General features: G+C 63.9%; 14 protein-coding genes. 5 read left to right on the top strand and 9 right to left on the bottom strand.

Going from position 1 to position 15,501, the window contains the following annotated elements; genetic code table 11:
• Positions 1–50 precede the first annotated feature (50 nt).
• Complete coding sequence (locus tag HOLFODRAFT_RS23535; protein WP_005033647.1) at positions 51–758, bottom strand: DUF4339 domain-containing protein; 708 nt, start codon at positions 756–758, stop codon at positions 51–53.
• A gap of 27 nt (positions 759–785) precedes the next feature.
• Positions 786–1,673 (bottom strand): LysR family transcriptional regulator, encoded by an 888-nt coding sequence (locus HOLFODRAFT_RS0216500; protein WP_005033648.1) that lies wholly within the window; start codon positions 1,671–1,673, stop codon positions 786–788.
• Between the two features lie 200 nt (positions 1,674–1,873).
• Here HOLFODRAFT_RS0216500 and HOLFODRAFT_RS0216495 point away from each other — a divergent pair, with 200 nt between their 5' ends.
• Positions 1,874–2,659: a hypothetical protein gene (locus HOLFODRAFT_RS0216495; protein ID WP_005033650.1), complete on the top strand. Its 786-nt coding sequence runs from the start codon at positions 1,874–1,876 to the stop codon at positions 2,657–2,659.
• A 107-nt stretch (positions 2,660–2,766) separates the two neighbouring features.
• Entirely contained in the window at positions 2,767–4,050 is a 1,284-nt protein-coding gene (locus HOLFODRAFT_RS0216490; RefSeq protein ID WP_005033653.1) for an MFS transporter, read from the top strand.
• Positions 4,051–4,195: 145 nt separating this feature from the next.
• On the opposite strand, the gene HOLFODRAFT_RS23530 is transcribed toward HOLFODRAFT_RS0216490, so the two are convergent.
• From HOLFODRAFT_RS23530 to metG, 5 genes are all read right to left on the bottom strand, one after another.
• Positions 4,196–5,191 (bottom strand): AraC family transcriptional regulator, encoded by a 996-nt coding sequence (locus HOLFODRAFT_RS23530; protein ID WP_005033655.1) that lies wholly within the window; start codon positions 5,189–5,191, stop codon positions 4,196–4,198.
• A gap of 47 nt (positions 5,192–5,238) precedes the next feature.
• On the bottom strand, positions 5,239–6,015 hold the full coding sequence (locus HOLFODRAFT_RS0216480) for an exodeoxyribonuclease III (RefSeq protein WP_005033658.1): 777 nt from the start codon (positions 6,013–6,015) through the stop codon (positions 5,239–5,241).
• Entirely contained in the window at positions 6,012–6,359 is a 348-nt protein-coding gene (locus HOLFODRAFT_RS24665) for a hypothetical protein (RefSeq protein WP_005033660.1), read from the bottom strand. The genes HOLFODRAFT_RS0216480 and HOLFODRAFT_RS24665 overlap by 4 nt, the downstream gene beginning before the upstream one ends.
• Positions 6,360–6,399: 40 nt before the next feature.
• A complete protein-coding gene (locus HOLFODRAFT_RS0216470; RefSeq protein WP_005033662.1) occupies positions 6,400–7,323 on the bottom strand; it encodes a DMT family transporter in 924 nt (307 codons plus the stop codon).
• A gap of 140 nt (positions 7,324–7,463) precedes the next feature.
• A complete protein-coding gene (gene metG, locus HOLFODRAFT_RS0216465) occupies positions 7,464–9,443 on the bottom strand; it encodes a methionine--tRNA ligase (RefSeq protein ID WP_005033664.1) in 1,980 nt (659 codons plus the stop codon).
• Between the two features lie 185 nt (positions 9,444–9,628).
• Here metG and HOLFODRAFT_RS23525 point away from each other — a divergent pair, with 185 nt between their 5' ends.
• On the top strand, positions 9,629–10,024 hold the full coding sequence (locus HOLFODRAFT_RS23525; RefSeq protein ID WP_005033666.1) for a bacteriohemerythrin: 396 nt from the start codon (positions 9,629–9,631) through the stop codon (positions 10,022–10,024).
• 50 nt (positions 10,025–10,074) lie between these two features.
• On the opposite strand, the gene adhE is transcribed toward HOLFODRAFT_RS23525, so the two are convergent.
• Positions 10,075–12,708, bottom strand: coding sequence for a bifunctional acetaldehyde-CoA/alcohol dehydrogenase (gene adhE / locus HOLFODRAFT_RS0216455; protein ID WP_005033668.1), 2,634 nt, complete (start codon positions 12,706–12,708; stop codon positions 10,075–10,077).
• Between the two features lie 79 nt (positions 12,709–12,787).
• Positions 12,788–13,456 (bottom strand): redox-sensing transcriptional repressor Rex, encoded by a 669-nt coding sequence (locus HOLFODRAFT_RS0216450; protein WP_005033669.1) that lies wholly within the window; start codon positions 13,454–13,456, stop codon positions 12,788–12,790.
• 116 nt (positions 13,457–13,572) lie between these two features.
• On the opposite strand from HOLFODRAFT_RS0216450, the gene HOLFODRAFT_RS21905 reads away from it, so the two are divergent.
• Both HOLFODRAFT_RS21905 and HOLFODRAFT_RS0216440 read left to right on the top strand, forming a co-directional pair.
• Entirely contained in the window at positions 13,573–14,220 is a 648-nt protein-coding gene (locus HOLFODRAFT_RS21905; RefSeq protein ID WP_005033672.1) for an RNA polymerase sigma factor, read from the top strand.
• On the top strand, positions 14,217–15,122 hold the full coding sequence (locus tag HOLFODRAFT_RS0216440; protein WP_005033674.1) for a hypothetical protein: 906 nt from the start codon (positions 14,217–14,219) through the stop codon (positions 15,120–15,122). The genes HOLFODRAFT_RS21905 and HOLFODRAFT_RS0216440 overlap by 4 nt, the downstream gene beginning before the upstream one ends.
• Positions 15,123–15,501: the final 379 nt, after the last annotated feature.

The raw sequence follows: 15,501 nt of genomic DNA, 5'->3' as shown, positions 1-15,501 counted from the left end.
TCGATACTCCGCGCTCTCTGTGTCTCCGCGTGAGTCGCTGTTCCTCTCCGCTAGTGCCGTAGCCCCCCCATGATCAGTCCCATCCCCAGGGCGGCGATGAGGCCCAGGATGTAGAGGATGATCACCACCAGGGTGAGGATTCCGAGATACTTCCAGAAGCTCTTCTGGGCGCGGAGGGCCTCCTCCAGATCCAGCGTCGCCCCGGAGCGAAGCAGGCGACCGATGCGGTTGGCATAGCGATTGAGCAGAAGGAGGGGCGGGAGATGGAGGGCCAGGATGAAGAGTCCTGCGGCCAGCGGGAGGATGCGGACGAGGCTGGCGGGTGCGCCGGGCAAGGCCTCCGCCGTCAGGCCCAGAGCGGTGATGGCGGCGACGGAGAGGGCGGTTGCCACCAGTCCGAGCACCGCGAGGAAGCGCACCCAGGGCTTGGTCCGGCGCAGCCATTCCAGCGTCTGGAGAGAGACCTCCTGGGGACCTGTTGCAGCCCTGGTCATGGCATCCGGGCGATCATCAAGCTGGATGGGCACCCGGGAAGGGATTGCGAAGGGCAGGGGCTTCGCCGGAGGCGGCGGTGGGGAAGGCGGGGCTCCCACCAGTTCCGTGACCTGACGGGCCGGCAGCCAGTCCGCCATCCCTTCCCGCCAGATCAGGTCGTCCCAGTAGAGATCGCCGGAAGCCAGCATGGCCCGGAGCTGCTCCTCGGGAACAGGTCCCATGGCTTGGCCTCGCTGGACATAGTTCCAGAGCCTGGTCTGCATGGAGCCCCCGCTGAAAGATGATGTTACCTACAATGTAACATCCATGGCTTGCAGGAACAGCTGGACATTGGCGTTGGAGGTGTCCCCTCGCCAGGCCACCGCGAAATCCACATTGAAGTCTTCGTCATCCAGCTCCACGCTGCGGATTCTCGGGCCGGCGTTCTCCTCGACGATGTGGCGGGAGTGCACGGAAATGCCCATGCCTGTCTCTACGGCGAGGGAAAGGGAAGAGAAGTCCGAGAAGAGATGGACGATGTTCAGGTTGAAGCCCCTCTTCCGAGCGTTTTTCTTGAGCCATTCCAGGGGGATGCCAGCGACATCGGCCCCGAGGGTGACGATGGGCTGCTTTTTCAGATCGGCGAAGGAGATGTGTTTTCGAGTGGCGAAGGGGTGCTCCGGCGGCACCATGACCACGGAATGGTCCTTGAATATGGCGTGCGTCTGGATTTCGGGAGATCGATCCTCGTTGAAGAGCAGCGTGAATCCCAGATCCACGTCCCCGTTGAGGATGGCCTGATCCATGTTCATGATGTTCTGGTAGCTGAACTTGATCTCGATATGGGGGTAGGCGCTCCGGAACTTCTCGATGAAGGACGGCAGGAGCTTCATCTCGACTCCCCCGACGAAGCCGATGGTGAGGCTTCCCAGTTCCCGGGAACTCAGCTTCTTGGCTTGCCTCATGATGCTTTCGTATTCATCCACCAGCTTCCTGACATGACGGTGGAAGAACGCCCCGACCTCCGTGAAATGCACGGACCTTGAGTTGCGGACAAAGAGCTTGGCCTCCATGGCCTTCTCCAGGGCAGAGATCTGATAGCTGATGCCCGACTGCGTCATCTGCAGTTCCTCAGCGGCCCTGGTGAAGTTCATGCGTTCGGCTACCGCCAGAAAGCATTGGAGCTGTTTGATGTCCATTTAATTGGTGTCCTTGCCTTGCAGGTTGTGAATGGTTTGCTTTGGGCTTTGTATCTAATTGTTATAATTATGCCACTTGTGTGTTGGTGAAAAAAATCTGGACTTGGGCCGTGACTCCTATAATACTCGTCTCAAATGCTTGTCGCGACATGTAAGGACTGTATGACATCGCACACTTCCCTTGATGGAGGAACCTCCTTATGTCTACCATCCTCAAAACCCTCATTCTGCACAAGCTGCTGGATGAGAATGATCGTCCAGGCCTGGAGCGCTGGTTCGTGCGGGACCACTGCCGTGAGGTCCTGATGCAGATGCCCTGGCTCAAGCGCTACCTGCTGTACCGGGGCGTGCCGATTCCCCAGGGCGCAGATGCCTTCGGCCTCTACAACTATCGTATCCACGAGAACTGGGTGGGGGCGGAAGGTCGTCGTGGCATCAATGGCACGCTCTCCATGACTCCCGAGCCCGGAGAGAAGGGGATGGAGGCTACCGTGGTCACCATGCCCGGGGAGCCCACGGACGATTTCCTGGGAGCCGAACTCCGATACAACGAAAAGACCATCCTTCGCTGGCTGACGGTCTTCAGCTACCCCGAGGGGGTTTCCCTGGAGGAGGGGGAGGACTGGTATCTCAATGTCCATGTTCCCGAGGTCATGAAGCAGCCGGGCCTGATCCGCTTTTTCAGCACCAAGGCCATCATCCGTCCCGCCGGCCTTCCTGGGCATTCCTCCAAGCAGCGCCCCTTCACCCACCACCCCAGCCCCCTCATGGGGCATCAGTGGCACCGGGTCTCCGAGCTCTGGTACGAGAACAACAACGGGTGGGTCGACTCCATCCTCAAGAACCCCCCTGTCTACAGCAAGCCCTCCTGGGCCACCCAGGATGCCTATCCCTTCGTCAAGCCCGACCAGGACTTCGTCAGCGCCTTCATTCTGGAGCGCCCCGACCAGGACATGCTCAGGGACTACGATCGGGCCTACGTCTGAGCACCCGGTGCCGGGCGGAGCCGCTCGGCCCAAATAGTTGTCGCGACAGTGGGTGTTGTGACATTTACACTGCCCTCCCTCCCCCCTACTTTTTCTAGGAGACTCCCATGTCCCAGAATCAATACCCCGCGTTCAGGTGGTTCGTCCTGTTCGCCCTTCTCTTCGGCACCATCGCCAACGGTGTCATCCTCATCTGGCCCGCGCCCCTGATGCAGCACATCGCTGAGGCCCTTCATGCGGATCTTGGTGCGGTGACCGGAGCCCTGATGGTGGCCTTCACTATCCTGGTGTCCGTCTTCGCCGTCATCGGAGGCATCTGCCTCGACAGGTTCGGCTTCCTCCCCACCATGCTGGTCAGTCTCGGTGTCATGACGGTGGCTACCCTGCTGGTGCCCTTCTGCAGCCACAGCTTCGGCGCCATGGTGCTGGTCCGCATGCTCCAGGGTGCGGGCGGTGGTCCCACCATGGCCGCCGTGGGCGTGGTGGCGGTCAACTGGTTCCCCATCAATCAGCGGGGAATCGTGACCGGCATCCAGGGTGTGGGCATTTCCCTGGGCATCGCCCTGGGCTTCGCCTTCGTCCCCATGGCCTTCCTGAAGACCGGTTCCTTCGCTGCCGCCGGGACCTGGATGGTGCTCTTCCCCATCATCAGCATCCTGCTCTTCCTGGCCGTCGCTTTCGGTCCCAAGCCCCCTGTCCATAACGCTTCTGAAGACGGCCTTGCGCCCGATACCGAGGGCGACTTCAAGGTGGCCAGCAAGCTCCCCGTGTTCTACCTCGGCATCGTGCTCATCTTCCTCTTCAGCTGGCTCGGTCAGGCCTTCAATGACCTGACTCCCGTCTACCTCTCTGCCCCCGCGCCCCTTGGCATGGGCCACGGCATGATGGTGGCCGGCAAGTTCATGGGCATGGTCCAGATCGCCAACATGATCGGATCCGTGATCGGTGGTCTCCTCATGGCCAAAGTGCTCAAGGGCAACGCCAAGATCGCCGTTTGTGCGGGCTTCCTCCTGGTTGCCGTCGCCGCCTACGCGGTGAAGTCCCCCGCCATCGCCGGAAACCTCGGCATCCTGCCCCTGGCCATGTTCGCCGCCGGCTTCTTCCAGGGCTTCATCGCCCCCAACATCCTGGCCTTCGCCTCCATGCACTTCCCCTCCCACATCGTCGGCAAGATCTGCGGTCTCTGGATGGGCCTGGGCATCTTCGGGGGCACCGTGGGTGTGGTGGTCGGAGCCACCCTGCTCCACAAGACTGGTGGTTACCAGGCCTCCCTTACCATGGTGGCCCTGGTTTCCCTGGTGGGCCTCGTCGGCTCCCTCTTCCTGAACCCCCCGGCGGTCTTCAGCACCGCCAAGAAGGGCAAGGTCGGCCTTTCCCTGGGCGCCCACTAGCTCCTGGTTCTGCCACAGACGTGATGGTCGGGCTTTGCCCGGCCACCACGTGGGGGTCAAAGGGGGGACATCGCGAGCGCAGCGAGCAGGCGGTCCCCCCTTTCATGGCAGAAGAAAGCCCCCGGGATTCTCCCGGGGGCTTTTGCTATCGTCGCAGGGTCTCCGAGGGTGTCTCCCCGAATCGCTGGCGGTAGGCCTCGGCGAAGCGCCCCAGGTGGGAGCACCCCCAGGTGCTTGCCACCTCTGCCACCGTGGTGCCGGGCTTGGCGGAGCGGAGATCGCTGTGGGCCCCTTCCAGGCGAATATCCTTGAGGAAGCCCATGGGGGTGGATTGGCGGAAGTCCCGGAAGCCCTGGGTGAGGGTGCGGATGCTCACATCCACGGCTTCGGCAATGGAGGAAAGGGTGAGGGGATCCCCTGCGTGGGCCCGGATGTAAGCTTCGGCACGGCGCACATGGACCGGGGCCCAGGGAGCCGGGGAGTGTAGTTCCTGGGAATAGGTGTGCTCGTGTTCGTTCAGGAGGATCAGGAGGGCTGTCTCCTCCAATTGACGCACCATGGGGGCACTCAGGCTGGAGGGGCTGGTGGGATCCTGCTCCACATAGGTCAACAGGAGCTGGAGCAGGGCCATCCAGTGGCGGTGGGTGGCGGCTGCATCGGGAATGAAGGGGGAGAAGTGGACCGGCCGCTCCAGGCCATGCCCCAGGAGCCGCGCGCAGCAGGCCTCCACGGCCTTGGTATCGAAGCGGAGGTGGATTCGGCGGCTGTCGGCGCTGAATCGCTTGATCACTGGCAGGTAAGGGGAATCGATCACCACCATGCCGGACCCCCCCTCGTAGGCGCGGTCGGCGCATCTGACCTCCGCCGAACCCTGGGTCTGGGTGGAGATCAGGAGATAGTTGGGATCCGGATCCTGGGCCAGCTCCACTTCCGTATCGAAGGCCAGGGTGCTGAGCCGCAAACTGCCGAGCTGCAGGGTCTGGATCTGCGCCTTGAAGCGGTTCGGAACCCCCAGCACGTTCATCTGGTGATGGGTGAAGGCCCGCTGCATGTAATCCGAAGCCCGCCGGGGATCCCGGCAGACAAACTCCTGCATCCCCGGAGCCGAGGAAGCTAAGGGTGAAACGAGGTCCAGGGGCATATACCTTTTTTCCAAACCCGATTATACGCCCGGAGGGGGCAGCCTCGTCAGTCCAGTTCCAGGCTGATGGGGCAGTGGTCCGAACCCAGGGTGTCGGGGTGGATTCGGGTGTCCTTCACTCGGCCCATCAGGCCCTCGCTCACGAGGAACAGATCGATCCTCCATCCGACGTTCTTGGCCCGGGCACCTCCCCGCTGGCTCCACCAGGTGTACAGGCCCGGGGTGCCGGGGTTCTGCTCCCGCAGCACATCCCGAAGGCCGCTGGCCAGGTAGCCCCTGAAGTCCTCCCGCTCCTCGTCGGTGAATCCGGGACTCATGCGATTGTCCTTGGGGCGGGCCAGATCGATCTCCTCGGGAGCCACATTCATGTCCCCGGTGACGATGAGCTGCCGACCCTGGGCGAGGACCTGGCGCACCCGCTCCGCCAGATCCAGGGCGAACTGGCGCTTGTAGGGCAGGCGCACCAGGCCGGAGGATGCATTGGGGAAGTAGCCCGCCAGGAGGGTCAGATCCCCCCGTTCGCTCTGGACGATGCGGCCTTCACAGTCGTAGTCCTCGATTCCCAGCCCCGGGGTGTGGATCCAGCCCAGCCCCTTGCGGCTCAGGGTGGCTGAACCGGCGTAGCCTTTCTTCCGAGTGGCGGGGAACCAGCAGATATCGTAGTTGGCCTCCAGCATCTGGCGCACGCCCAGATCCACTTGGTCCCACTCCGCTCGGATCTCCTGGAGGCTGAGGACATCGGGATCGGTATCCTCCAGCCAGTCCATGAAGCCGTTCTTCAGGGCCGAGCGGAAGCCGTTGATGTTCCAGCTGACGAATTTCATAGGGACTCCACAAAGCGTTCCCAGATTCGATGCGAACGGAGCCGCCAGTATCCCATCAGAAGGAGCACCGGCCAGCCCTTGAAGCGGGCGTGGTAGCTCAGCAGGAGACGGTCATCGTGGGGCTCCACCCGGTAGAGGGCCTGTTCCTCCACGCCCCAGATGGGATTCTCCAATGCTTCCATGGCCAGATGGTCTTCGGATTGCTCCAGGATCTTCCACTGGCCTGCCCCAGGCCGGGGGTGCCAGAGGGGCCGCTGATCGCGATCCATGAGGGCCTTGACCACCACCTCGAAGGGGGCGTTGGTGGTGCGTTCGATCTGCAGGTGCCAGAGGGGAGATCTCATAGAACCAGTGTAAGCGGGGCGGTGTCATCCCCTGGCTTCTCTATTGATTGCTGGGGGGTGGCCCCGATTTGCGGATCTGCCGCACCGCCAGCGGACCCACCAGGGCCAGGGACAGAACCACCAGACCCATGCCCAGGGCCTCGAATCCGCTGGGGCGCTCGTGGAGCTCGATGGCCCCGGCGGCGATGCCCACCAGGGGGGAGGCCAGGACCGCGAGGCCAGCCACCGAGGCGTCCACCCGCTTCAGGAAGAAGGTCCACAGGAGCCAGCCCAGGGCCGTGGCGGGGATGATCTCCCAGAGCATGATCGGGATGAAGAAGGGGGCATGCCACAGGGTGGGGCGGCCCGGGACTAGGACGGCCACGATGGCCAGCATGAGGCCCGCGAAAAGCATCTGCCAGGAGGTCAGGGTAAGGGGGTCCATGCGGTGCCTGGTCAGCAGGCGTCGGGTGATCACGGTGCCGATGGCCCAGCTGAGGCCCGACAGAAGGGCCAGCACGGCGGCATCCACCCGTCCGTGGGTGCTCTTGGAGAGGAAGAGGCAGACGATGCCGAGGGCCGCGAAACCCGACGCGATCCATTGGATCCGCATGGGCCGCTCCCTCAGCAGGGGCCAGGACATGAGCACGACCCAGATGGGCATGGCGTAGTTGAGGATGACCCCTCTTCCCACAGGGCCACCCCTCAGGGCCCACATCACCAGGCCCATGTTGGCCGCCGTCTGAAAGAACCCCACCGCGAGGACGCTCAGGGGAGCCTTGAGGGTCAGGGGGCGCTTCATGGCCGCCAGGATGGCGAAAAGGAACAGGGCTCCAGGAATGAAGCGCCAGGCCGCGAACTCGAAGGGCCCCATGAAAGCCAGGGCCTTCTTCATGATGACCCAGTTGTAGCCCCACACCAGGGGCAGCACGATGAGCACGAGCACGGCCCAGAGGGTCTGGCGGCGGGGGGTGGGTTCAGGCATGGGGGCTCGAAGGAAAGGACGGTTTCACGCGGAGGCGCGGAGCCGCGGAGTGAAGAAAATGAAAGGAATGGACAAGTGCTGCCCGGTCCTTGCCTTTGTTCTTCTCCGCGTCTCCGCGCCTCCGCGTGAGATTTAACTCTTCAGCGCACCACAAACCCGGGCTTGGCGTCCTCGGGGGGGGCGATGAGGTAGGGCTTGGAGGCGTTGTCGCTGGCGCAAAGGAGCATGCCGTGGCTCTCGATGCCCATCATGGCCCGGGGGGCCAGGTTGGCAACGACTACGACGCGGCGTCCCACCAGGTCGGCGGGGGCATAGGCCTCCTTGATACCGCCCAGGATGGTGCGCTGCTCGAAGCCCAGGTCCACCTTCATCTTGATGAGCTTCTTGCTCTTGGGGACCTCTTCGGCCTCCAGGATCAGGCCCACCCGCAGATCGGTCTTGGCGAAGGTGTCGTAGTCGATGTTCTCCTTCATGGGGGGGACATCGAGGGAGGGTTCGGCGGGAGTGGCGGGTGCCATCTCGGCGGTTTTGATGGCTTCGATCTCGGTCATGGCGGCATCCTTGTCGATTCGGGCGAAGAGGGGCTTGGGGTCGTTGACGGGGGCGGCGGCGGGGGCCTCAAAGGCCAGATCGGCGAAGCGCTGCTCCGAAACCTGTCCCGTCATGCCCAGGCTTTCCCAGAGGAGCTGGGCCATGCCGGGCATCACGGGGGCCGTCAGCACCGCCGTGGCCCGGAGGGCGCGGTAGAGCTGGCACAGCACCGTATCCAGCTTTTCCTTGTTGGCCTCGTCCTTGGCCAGCTTCCAGGGCTCGGCCTTGACGATGTATCCGTCCAGGTGGCGCAGGTAGACCCAAAGGCCATCCAGAGCGCCGTTGAAGTCGTTGGCTTCGGCCTTGGCCAGGTAATCGGCGCAGAGCTTGGCACCCTGCTCAGCCACAACCCGATCCTCGTCATCCCATTTTTGCGGAATCGGAACGATTCCTGAACGGTACCGCTGGAGCATGCTGATGGAGCGGGAGGCCAGGTTGCCCAGGCCATTGGCGAGGTCGGCGTTCAGGCGGTCCATGAAGCTCTCGAAGGTGAAGGCGCGGTCATGCCCGATCTGCATGTCGCGCATGAGGAAGAAGCGGGCGGCGTCGGTGCCGAAGTGCAGGAGTTCCTTGGGGCGCACGATGTTGCCCAGGGACTTGCTCATCTTGGTCTCGCCCATGAGCCACCAGCCGTGGGCCAGCACGGTCTGGGGGAGCAGTTCGCGGATGCGGGCGGGCAGTTCGCCGTTTAGGTCGTCCCCCTCCTGGCGGTACATGGCCATGAGGAAGGCGGGCCAGTAGACGGCATGGAAGCGGAGGATGTCCTTGCCCACCAGGTTGATGGTGGGGGGCCAGTGACCCTCCTTGCAGGCACTCAGGTAGTTGAGGAGGGCGTCGAACCAGACATAGACGACGTGCTTCTCGTCGCCGGGCACGGGGATGCCCCAGGTGATGGAGGTGCGGCTGATGCTCAGGTCCTGGAGGTTGCCCCGCTCGCCCCCGGGGCTCACGAACTGCTTGACCTCGTTGAGGCGGAACTCGGGCTGCACGAACTCGGGATACTTCTCGTAGAGCTGGATGAGCCAGTTCTCGTAGGCCGCCAGGCGGAAGAAGTAGCTTTCCTCCTCCAGTTCCACCAGCTGGTGGGCCAAGCCCTGGGCCTGAAGCTCCTTGGCCTGGGTCTCGGTGACGTAGGCCTCGTCAGAGACGCTGTAGAGCCCCTTGTAGCTGGCCTTGTAGATGTCCCCGGTGCCCAGGAGCTGGGTGAAGCGCTCCTGCACCGTGGCCTTGTGGCGGGCGTGGGTGGTGCGGACGAAGTGGTCCGGCGTGAGGCCCATCTCCTTCCACAGGTTCTGGAAATTGGGAGCCACCTCGTCCACCAGTTCCTGGGGCGTGATGCCCCGCTTGGCAGCGGTCTTTTCGATCTTCTGGCCATGCTCGTCGGTTCCGGTGAGGAAGTAGACATCCTCTCCCAGCATCCGGTGATGACGGGCCAGCACATCCCCCAGCACCGTGGTGTAGGTGTGGCCGATGTGGGGCTTGTCGTTGACGTAGTAGATGGGCGTGGTGACGTAGAAACGCTTGGTCACTAGGGCCTCCGAGCCTTCCAGTGTAGCGCCTCGGGGGCCGGGCCGGAATCCGCAGTTCCCCCCAAAGGACCTCAAGGTCCTTTGCCGCCATTGAAGTAGAATGCTCTGGATGGGAGTTCCGATGAGCCGCGGCAGGTCCAATGACGTTTGATCAAGGTGCATCCCCTCTGGAGGCCGCCCCCTTCATGCCTTGGAGCGCAGATCGTCTGGTCGGTATCCAGCGCTTCGACGAGCAGCATGAGCGGCTGGCTTCCCTCATCACCCATCTCCACTCCACCATGATCCTCCGGCGGGACAAACCTCTCTCCCTTCAGCTATTCGCCCGGCTGATCCTGGAAACCAAGCGCCATTTCGCGGCGGAAATGGATCTCATGGAGGCTTTCGGGTACCCGGATCTGGAGGCCCATGCCCGGGAACACGCCCAGCTGATCCTGGAGGCTGAGGAGCTTGCCCGGCAGTACGAGGAGGGTCATATCAGCGCCCTGGCCCTCCCCAGTTTCCTCAAGAAATGGCTGATCACCCATATCGAGGAATCGGATCGCGCCTACGTAGACTTCTTCAAGGTGCTGGGCATAACCTGAAAGCCGGAGCCCGTTTGAATGGGGCTCCGGCTTCCGTTCCACGGACGGCATCAGGCCTCGGAGTAGGCCCGACCGTAGTAAGAATCGAGCAGGATCTGCTTGAGCTCGGCAATCAGGGGGTAGCGCGGGTTGGTGCCGGTGCACTGGTCGTCGAAGGCCTGTTCGGCGATGGCATTCACCTGGGCCAGGAAGGCCGCCTCGGGCACACCGGCCTCCCGGATGCTGGCGGGAATGCCGATCTGGGCCTTGAGTTCGTCCACCCAGGCGATGAGGGCTTCCACCTTGGCGCCGGTGCGTTCCCCGCCGAGGCCCAGGTGATCCGCGATCTCCGCATAGCGGCGGCGGGCCTGGGGACGGTCGTACTGGCTGAAGGCCGTCTGCTTGGTGGGGTTGTTGTTGGCGTTGTAGCGGATGACGTTGGAAATCAGCAGGGCGTTGGTCAGGCCGTGGGGGAGGTGGAACTCGGCCCCCAGCTTGTGGGCCATGGAGTGGCAGACCCCCAGGAAGGCGTTGGCGAAGGCGATGCCCGCGATGGTGGCGGCGCTGTGGACCTCTTCCCGGGCCTTGGGATCCTGGCTGCCCCTCTCGTAGGCCGAGGGCAGGTGGGCCTTCAGGAGCTTGAGGGCCTGGAGGGCCTGGGGATCGGAGAACTCGTTGGCCATGACGGAGACGTAGGCCTCCAGGGCGTGGGTCACGGCGTCGATGCCCCCGAAGGCCGTCAGGCCCTTGGGCATGTCCATCACCAGGTTGGGGTCGATGATGGCCATGGCGGGGGTCAGCTCGTAGTCGGCGATGGGGTACTTCATGCCGGTGCGCTCATCGGTCACCACCGCAAAGGGCGTCACCTCGGAGCCCGTCCCGGAGGTGGTGGGGATGGCCACCAGGGTGGCCTTCAGGCCCATCTTGGGGAACTTGTAGATGCGCTTGCGGATGTCCATGAAGCGCATGGCCAGCTCCTCGAAGTGGACCTCGGGGTGCTCATACATGACCCACATGATCTTGGCGGCGTCCATGGGGGAACCGCCCCCCAGGGCCACGATGGTGTCGGGCTTGAAGCCGTTGAGCATGGCCACGCCCTTGCGCACCACCGCCAGGGTCGGGTCGGCCTCCACCTCGTGGAAGACCTCCACCTCCAGGCCCATGTCCTTTAGGATGCGGATGACCTGATCGGCATAGCCGTTGTTGAAGAGGAAGCGATCGGTGACGATGGCGGCCCGCTTGCGCCCGGCCAGTTCCTCCAGGGCGAAGGGCAGGCATCCCCGCCGGAAGAAGATGTTCTTGGGGAGCTTGTGCCACAGCATGTTCTCGGCCCTCTTGGCGACGGTCTTCTTGTTGATGAGGTGCTTGGGGCCGACATTCTCGGAGATGGAATTGCCGCCCCAGGAGCCGCAGCCCAGGGTCAGGGAGGGGGCCAGGTTGAAGTTGTAGAGGTCGCCGATGCCGCCGTGGGCCGCCGGGGAGTTGATCAGGATGCGGGCGGTCTTCATGCGCTCGCCGAAGGCCCGGACCCGGTCGCAGCGCAGGTCCTGGTCGGTATAGAGCACCGAGGTGTGGCCGATGCCCCCCAGGGCCACCAGCTTCTCCGCCTTGGCCATGGCCTCCTCGAAGTCTTTGGCCCGGTAGAGGGCCAGGGTGGGGGAGAGCTTCTCGTGGGCGAAGGCCTCCTCCTCCCCCACCGAATCGACGGCGCCGATGAGGACCTTGGTGTCCTCCGAGGTCTCGAAGCCCGCCATGGCGGCGATCTTCCGGGCGGACTGGCCCACGATGTCCGCGTTAAGGGCACCACTGGGCGTAAGGATGACCTGGCGCACCGCCTCGCACTCCTCGGGGCTGAGGACATAGCCCCCCAGGGTGGCGAAGCGCTCCCGCACGGCCTCGTAGACCTCGTCCACCACGATGACGGACTGCTCGGAGGCGCAGATCATGCCGTTGTCGAAGGTCTTGGACATCATGATGGAGGCCACGGCCCGCTTGAGGTCCGCCGTCTCATCGATGACGACGGGGGTGTTGCCCGCGCCCACGCCGATGGCAGGCTTGCCGGAGCTGTAGGCCGCCTTCACCATGCCGGGGCCCCCCGTGGCCAGGATCAGGTTGATACCCTCGTGGCGCATGAGCTGGCTGGAGCGCTCCAGGGTGGGTTCCTCGATCCAGCCGATGATGCCCTCGGGGGCCCCCGCCGCCACGGCGGCCTCCAGCACGATGCGGGCGGCTTCGCAGGTGGAGCGCTTGGCCCGGGGGTGGGGACTGAAGATGATGCCGTTGCGGGTCTTCAGGCTGATGAGGGCCTTGAAGATGGCGGTGGAGGTGGGGTTGGTGGTGGGGACGATGCCGCAGATGATGCCCACGGGCTCGGCGACGGTGGCGGTGCCGAAGGCGTCCTCCACGGACAGGAATCCGCAGGTCTTCTCATCCTTATATTTGCTGTAGATGTACTCGGAGGCGAAGTGGTTCTTCATCACCTTGTCCTCCATGACGCCCATGCCGGTTTCGTCGGCGGCCAGGCGGGCCAGGGGGATGCGGGCATTGGCGGCGGCCAGGGCGGCGGCGCGGAAGATCTCGTCCACCTGCTCCTGGGTGTAGGTTGAGAAGAGTCTCTGGGCCTTCCGGACACGCTCTACGAGCGCATCGATGGATAGAACTTCTCCTGCCGCAGACAGCTGCGGGGTGGCTTCGACGGGTTGCATGAGGATGCTCCTATTCAGAGATACAGGACTCCTGCGGGGCAGGGGGCTCCGTGTGGAAAGGGGTTATGGGGCAGTGGGATCAGGCTGGAGGCTTTGACTCGGCCTCGATGGCCTCCCTGGCGCGGGCGGTGAGCTTGGCGGAAAGGACGGCCAGCCCGATGGCGATGTCCTGGTCCTGGACGACGATAGGCTCGGGCAGGAGAAGGGTGCGGCCGGTGAAGTTCCAGATGCCTGTGATCCCGGCCCGGACCAGCCTCAGGGCGACCTCCTGGGCCGATTCCGGCGAGACCGTAAGGATGGCCATCTTGGCGTCCATGAACGGCTTCATCTCATCCAGGTGCTGCACCTGGACCCCATTGATGAGGGCCCCGACCCGGTCCGGGGCGATATCGAAGGCGGCTTTGATTGCCAGGCCGTGATAGCCGAATCCCCTGTAGTTCAGGAGGGCGGTGCCCAGATGGCCTGTGCCCACCAGAATGGCGTCGGAAACCCGGTTCCAGCTCAGGCCATGCTCCATGGCCCCGATCAGGTCATCCACCTGGAAGCCCGTCTTGGGGCGGCCCGTGATCCCCAGATAGCCGAAGTCCTTGCGGACCTGGATGGCCTCCAGGCGGAGCATTTCCGCCAGGCTGGCACTTGATACGACGGAACGGCCCTGGCGTTGCATGTCCCGCAAGGCGGGGAGGTAGCTGGCAAAGCGCTGGACGGTCGTGAGGGGGATGCTTCCGATCTTGTAGCCGTAGGCCATCGGTCCGCTCCTGTGTGAGAGATGGTATCGATAAAAAGGTATCGATACTGTGGTAACGAATATACGCAAGTCCGTGGGGGTTTCCAGGCCTTTTCTGAATTTCCTCCCATGAGGTGATGGGTGTCACTTCGATCGGGTGGCGCGTCGGGCGGGCTGTCACGCCATGCGGCTTGCGGCATCCGTGCAAAGACTGCTTCCCCAGCTCCTTCGGGAGCCTCAAACTTCAAGCTGCCGCCACCCTGGAGTCTCCCATTTCCACCCCCCTTTCCCGCGACGAGATCCTGGGCCACCTCCGTGAAAGGATGGTGGCCTTCGCGGCATCCCGTTATGCAAGGGAGGCTTCCGAGGACCTTGCCCAGGAGGTGCTCGTGGTGATCCACGAGAAGTACAGACATGTGGAGGCCCTGGAGGAACTGATGCCCCTCTGCTTCCAGATCCTACGCTTCAAGCTCGCCGCTTGGCAGCGGAAGGTGGTGCGGCGGGGAGAGCACCTCCAGGTTGACCTGGACGAGCATCCCCTTGCGGGTGACCACCCGGGGCCCGAGGAGACCGCGGTGAAGCGGGAGCGTCTGGAAAAGCTGGCCATGGGCTTGGCGCTGCTTGGGAAACGCTGCCAGGAGATCTTCCGCCTCAAGCTCCAGGGCAAGGCCTTTGCCGAAATCCAGAAGGTGCTCGGCGCGGAATCCCTCAACACGGTCTACACCTGGGACCACCGCTGTCGGAAGCAGATGCTGGAATGGATGGGGGGGAGGTGGGACGCATGAGCAACCCGGATCCCGAATACCTCCTGGGGGGCTACGCCACGGGCACCTTGACTCCTGAGGAGAAGGCGCTGCTCCTCCGAACGGCCCTGAAAGACCAGGCCCTCTTCGATGCCCTGATGGACGAGGAGGCTCTGCGGGAACTCCTGGCGGATCCCAAGGCCCGCAAGCGGCTCCTGGCGATCCTGCCCAAGCCCCGGAAACCCTTGTTCCTGCGTCCCCAGATCATGGCCCTGGCAGCCGGTCTGGTCCTGGCGGTGGGGGTGACCTGGATGATGGAAAGGGGCCAGCCCGCTCCTTCCGTGGTGCATTCCCTGGAGCCGCAGGAATCCCGATTGGAGGCACCCCATTCCAAGGACGCCCTTCCGCAGGCCGAACCCGGGACGAGGCGCGCCAAGGCTGAGAGAGAGCCTGAAAGGCTGGCCCCAGGTTCCCCAGGAAGTCTCGGGAAGCGCCCAGACCCCCTGGCCGAGGCTCCTGCGGCGATAGCCCCTGCGTCTTCACCTGCCAAGCCTGTGGAAGTGGAGCTATCGAAGTCCATGGATGCGGTTGGTGAGCTGCGTGCCCCCGCCCCCGCCCCCTCCCCGGCGGCCAAGGCCAAGCGCACGGTATTGGCATCGGCTCGCCCTGCGTTCCGCCTGGAGCGCAATCCTGGCGGAGTCCAGGTCTTCTGGAGCGGTGAGGGGCACCTCTATGTCCTCAAGCGCGGTCCTGCGGGTGTGCGGGTCCTGGGCCCCAGGATGACCCGGGTTCGGGAGGATGGCGGGCTGGCCAGCACCTTCGAATTCACCTTGTCTGGAAAGGAACTCGTGGACATCTACCTCCTTCGGAGCCCGGTCCATGAACCTGCTTCTCTCCTCTCGGAAGCCCCTGCTGACGGGCTCTGGCGCCGAATTGAACCGTAATCCACATCCCCTGCGGATAACCTGCGGAGGGCGGTCCGAGTGCCTTTGAGGCTCAGGAGGCTTTCCCCTGTGCACAGGAAAATGGGCACAACAGTGAGCATTTCGTCGGTGGGGCGTGGGCGAGGCTGCCTCAGGTAGACGGAGCCCCCACCGATGAAATGCGGTGTTGAACAAGCCCGGAGCGGCGGGGGAGTTGGGCGAGGGCTATGGGGAAATCGCGCCTGCTGATCCACTTTTGGGGACGCCAGGTCCCCTGTCGCCCAGGGATTGCTGACTGCTGAGCCCGACAGTCCCGGCAGGGGCTTGGACCGAGTTGGCGTCATAGCAGGGCTTCGCCGTCCCGCCGTGGTGGAGGTCGTGGTGCAGGTGATGGATAGCT

The organism is Holophaga foetida DSM 6591, assembly GCF_000242615.2.
In the GTDB taxonomy this organism is placed as follows: Bacteria; Acidobacteriota; Holophagae; order Holophagales; family Holophagaceae; genus Holophaga; species Holophaga foetida.
This window is presented reverse-complemented; position numbering and strand designations above follow the sequence as displayed.

What these genes read in the sequence shown, in the direction of transcription:
- HOLFODRAFT_RS23535 (WP_005033647.1), bottom strand. Translation starts at nt 758, where the DNA reads ATGCAGACCAGGCTCTGGAACTATGTCCAGCGAGGCCAAGCCATGGGA.
- HOLFODRAFT_RS0216500 (WP_005033648.1), bottom strand. Translation starts at nt 1,673, where the DNA reads ATGGACATCAAACAGCTCCAATGCTTTCTGGCGGTAGCCGAACGCATG.
- HOLFODRAFT_RS0216495 (WP_005033650.1), top strand. Translation starts at nt 1,874, where the DNA reads ATGTCTACCATCCTCAAAACCCTCATTCTGCACAAGCTGCTGGATGAG.
- HOLFODRAFT_RS0216490 (WP_005033653.1), top strand. Translation starts at nt 2,767, where the DNA reads ATGTCCCAGAATCAATACCCCGCGTTCAGGTGGTTCGTCCTGTTCGCC.
- HOLFODRAFT_RS23530 (WP_005033655.1), bottom strand. Translation starts at nt 5,191, where the DNA reads ATGCCCCTGGACCTCGTTTCACCCTTAGCTTCCTCGGCTCCGGGGATG.
- HOLFODRAFT_RS0216480 (WP_005033658.1), bottom strand. Translation starts at nt 6,015, where the DNA reads ATGAAATTCGTCAGCTGGAACATCAACGGCTTCCGCTCGGCCCTGAAG.
- HOLFODRAFT_RS24665 (WP_005033660.1), bottom strand. Translation starts at nt 6,359, where the DNA reads ATGAGATCTCCCCTCTGGCACCTGCAGATCGAACGCACCACCAACGCC.
- HOLFODRAFT_RS0216470 (WP_005033662.1), bottom strand. Translation starts at nt 7,323, where the DNA reads ATGCCTGAACCCACCCCCCGCCGCCAGACCCTCTGGGCCGTGCTCGTG.
- HOLFODRAFT_RS23525 (WP_005033666.1), top strand. Translation starts at nt 9,629, where the DNA reads ATGCCTTGGAGCGCAGATCGTCTGGTCGGTATCCAGCGCTTCGACGAG.
- adhE (WP_005033668.1), bottom strand. Translation starts at nt 12,708, where the DNA reads ATGCAACCCGTCGAAGCCACCCCGCAGCTGTCTGCGGCAGGAGAAGTT.
- HOLFODRAFT_RS0216450 (WP_005033669.1), bottom strand. Translation starts at nt 13,456, where the DNA reads ATGGCCTACGGCTACAAGATCGGAAGCATCCCCCTCACGACCGTCCAG.
- HOLFODRAFT_RS21905 (WP_005033672.1), top strand. Translation starts at nt 13,573, where the DNA reads ATGGGTGTCACTTCGATCGGGTGGCGCGTCGGGCGGGCTGTCACGCCA.
- HOLFODRAFT_RS0216440 (WP_005033674.1), top strand. Translation starts at nt 14,217, where the DNA reads ATGAGCAACCCGGATCCCGAATACCTCCTGGGGGGCTACGCCACGGGC.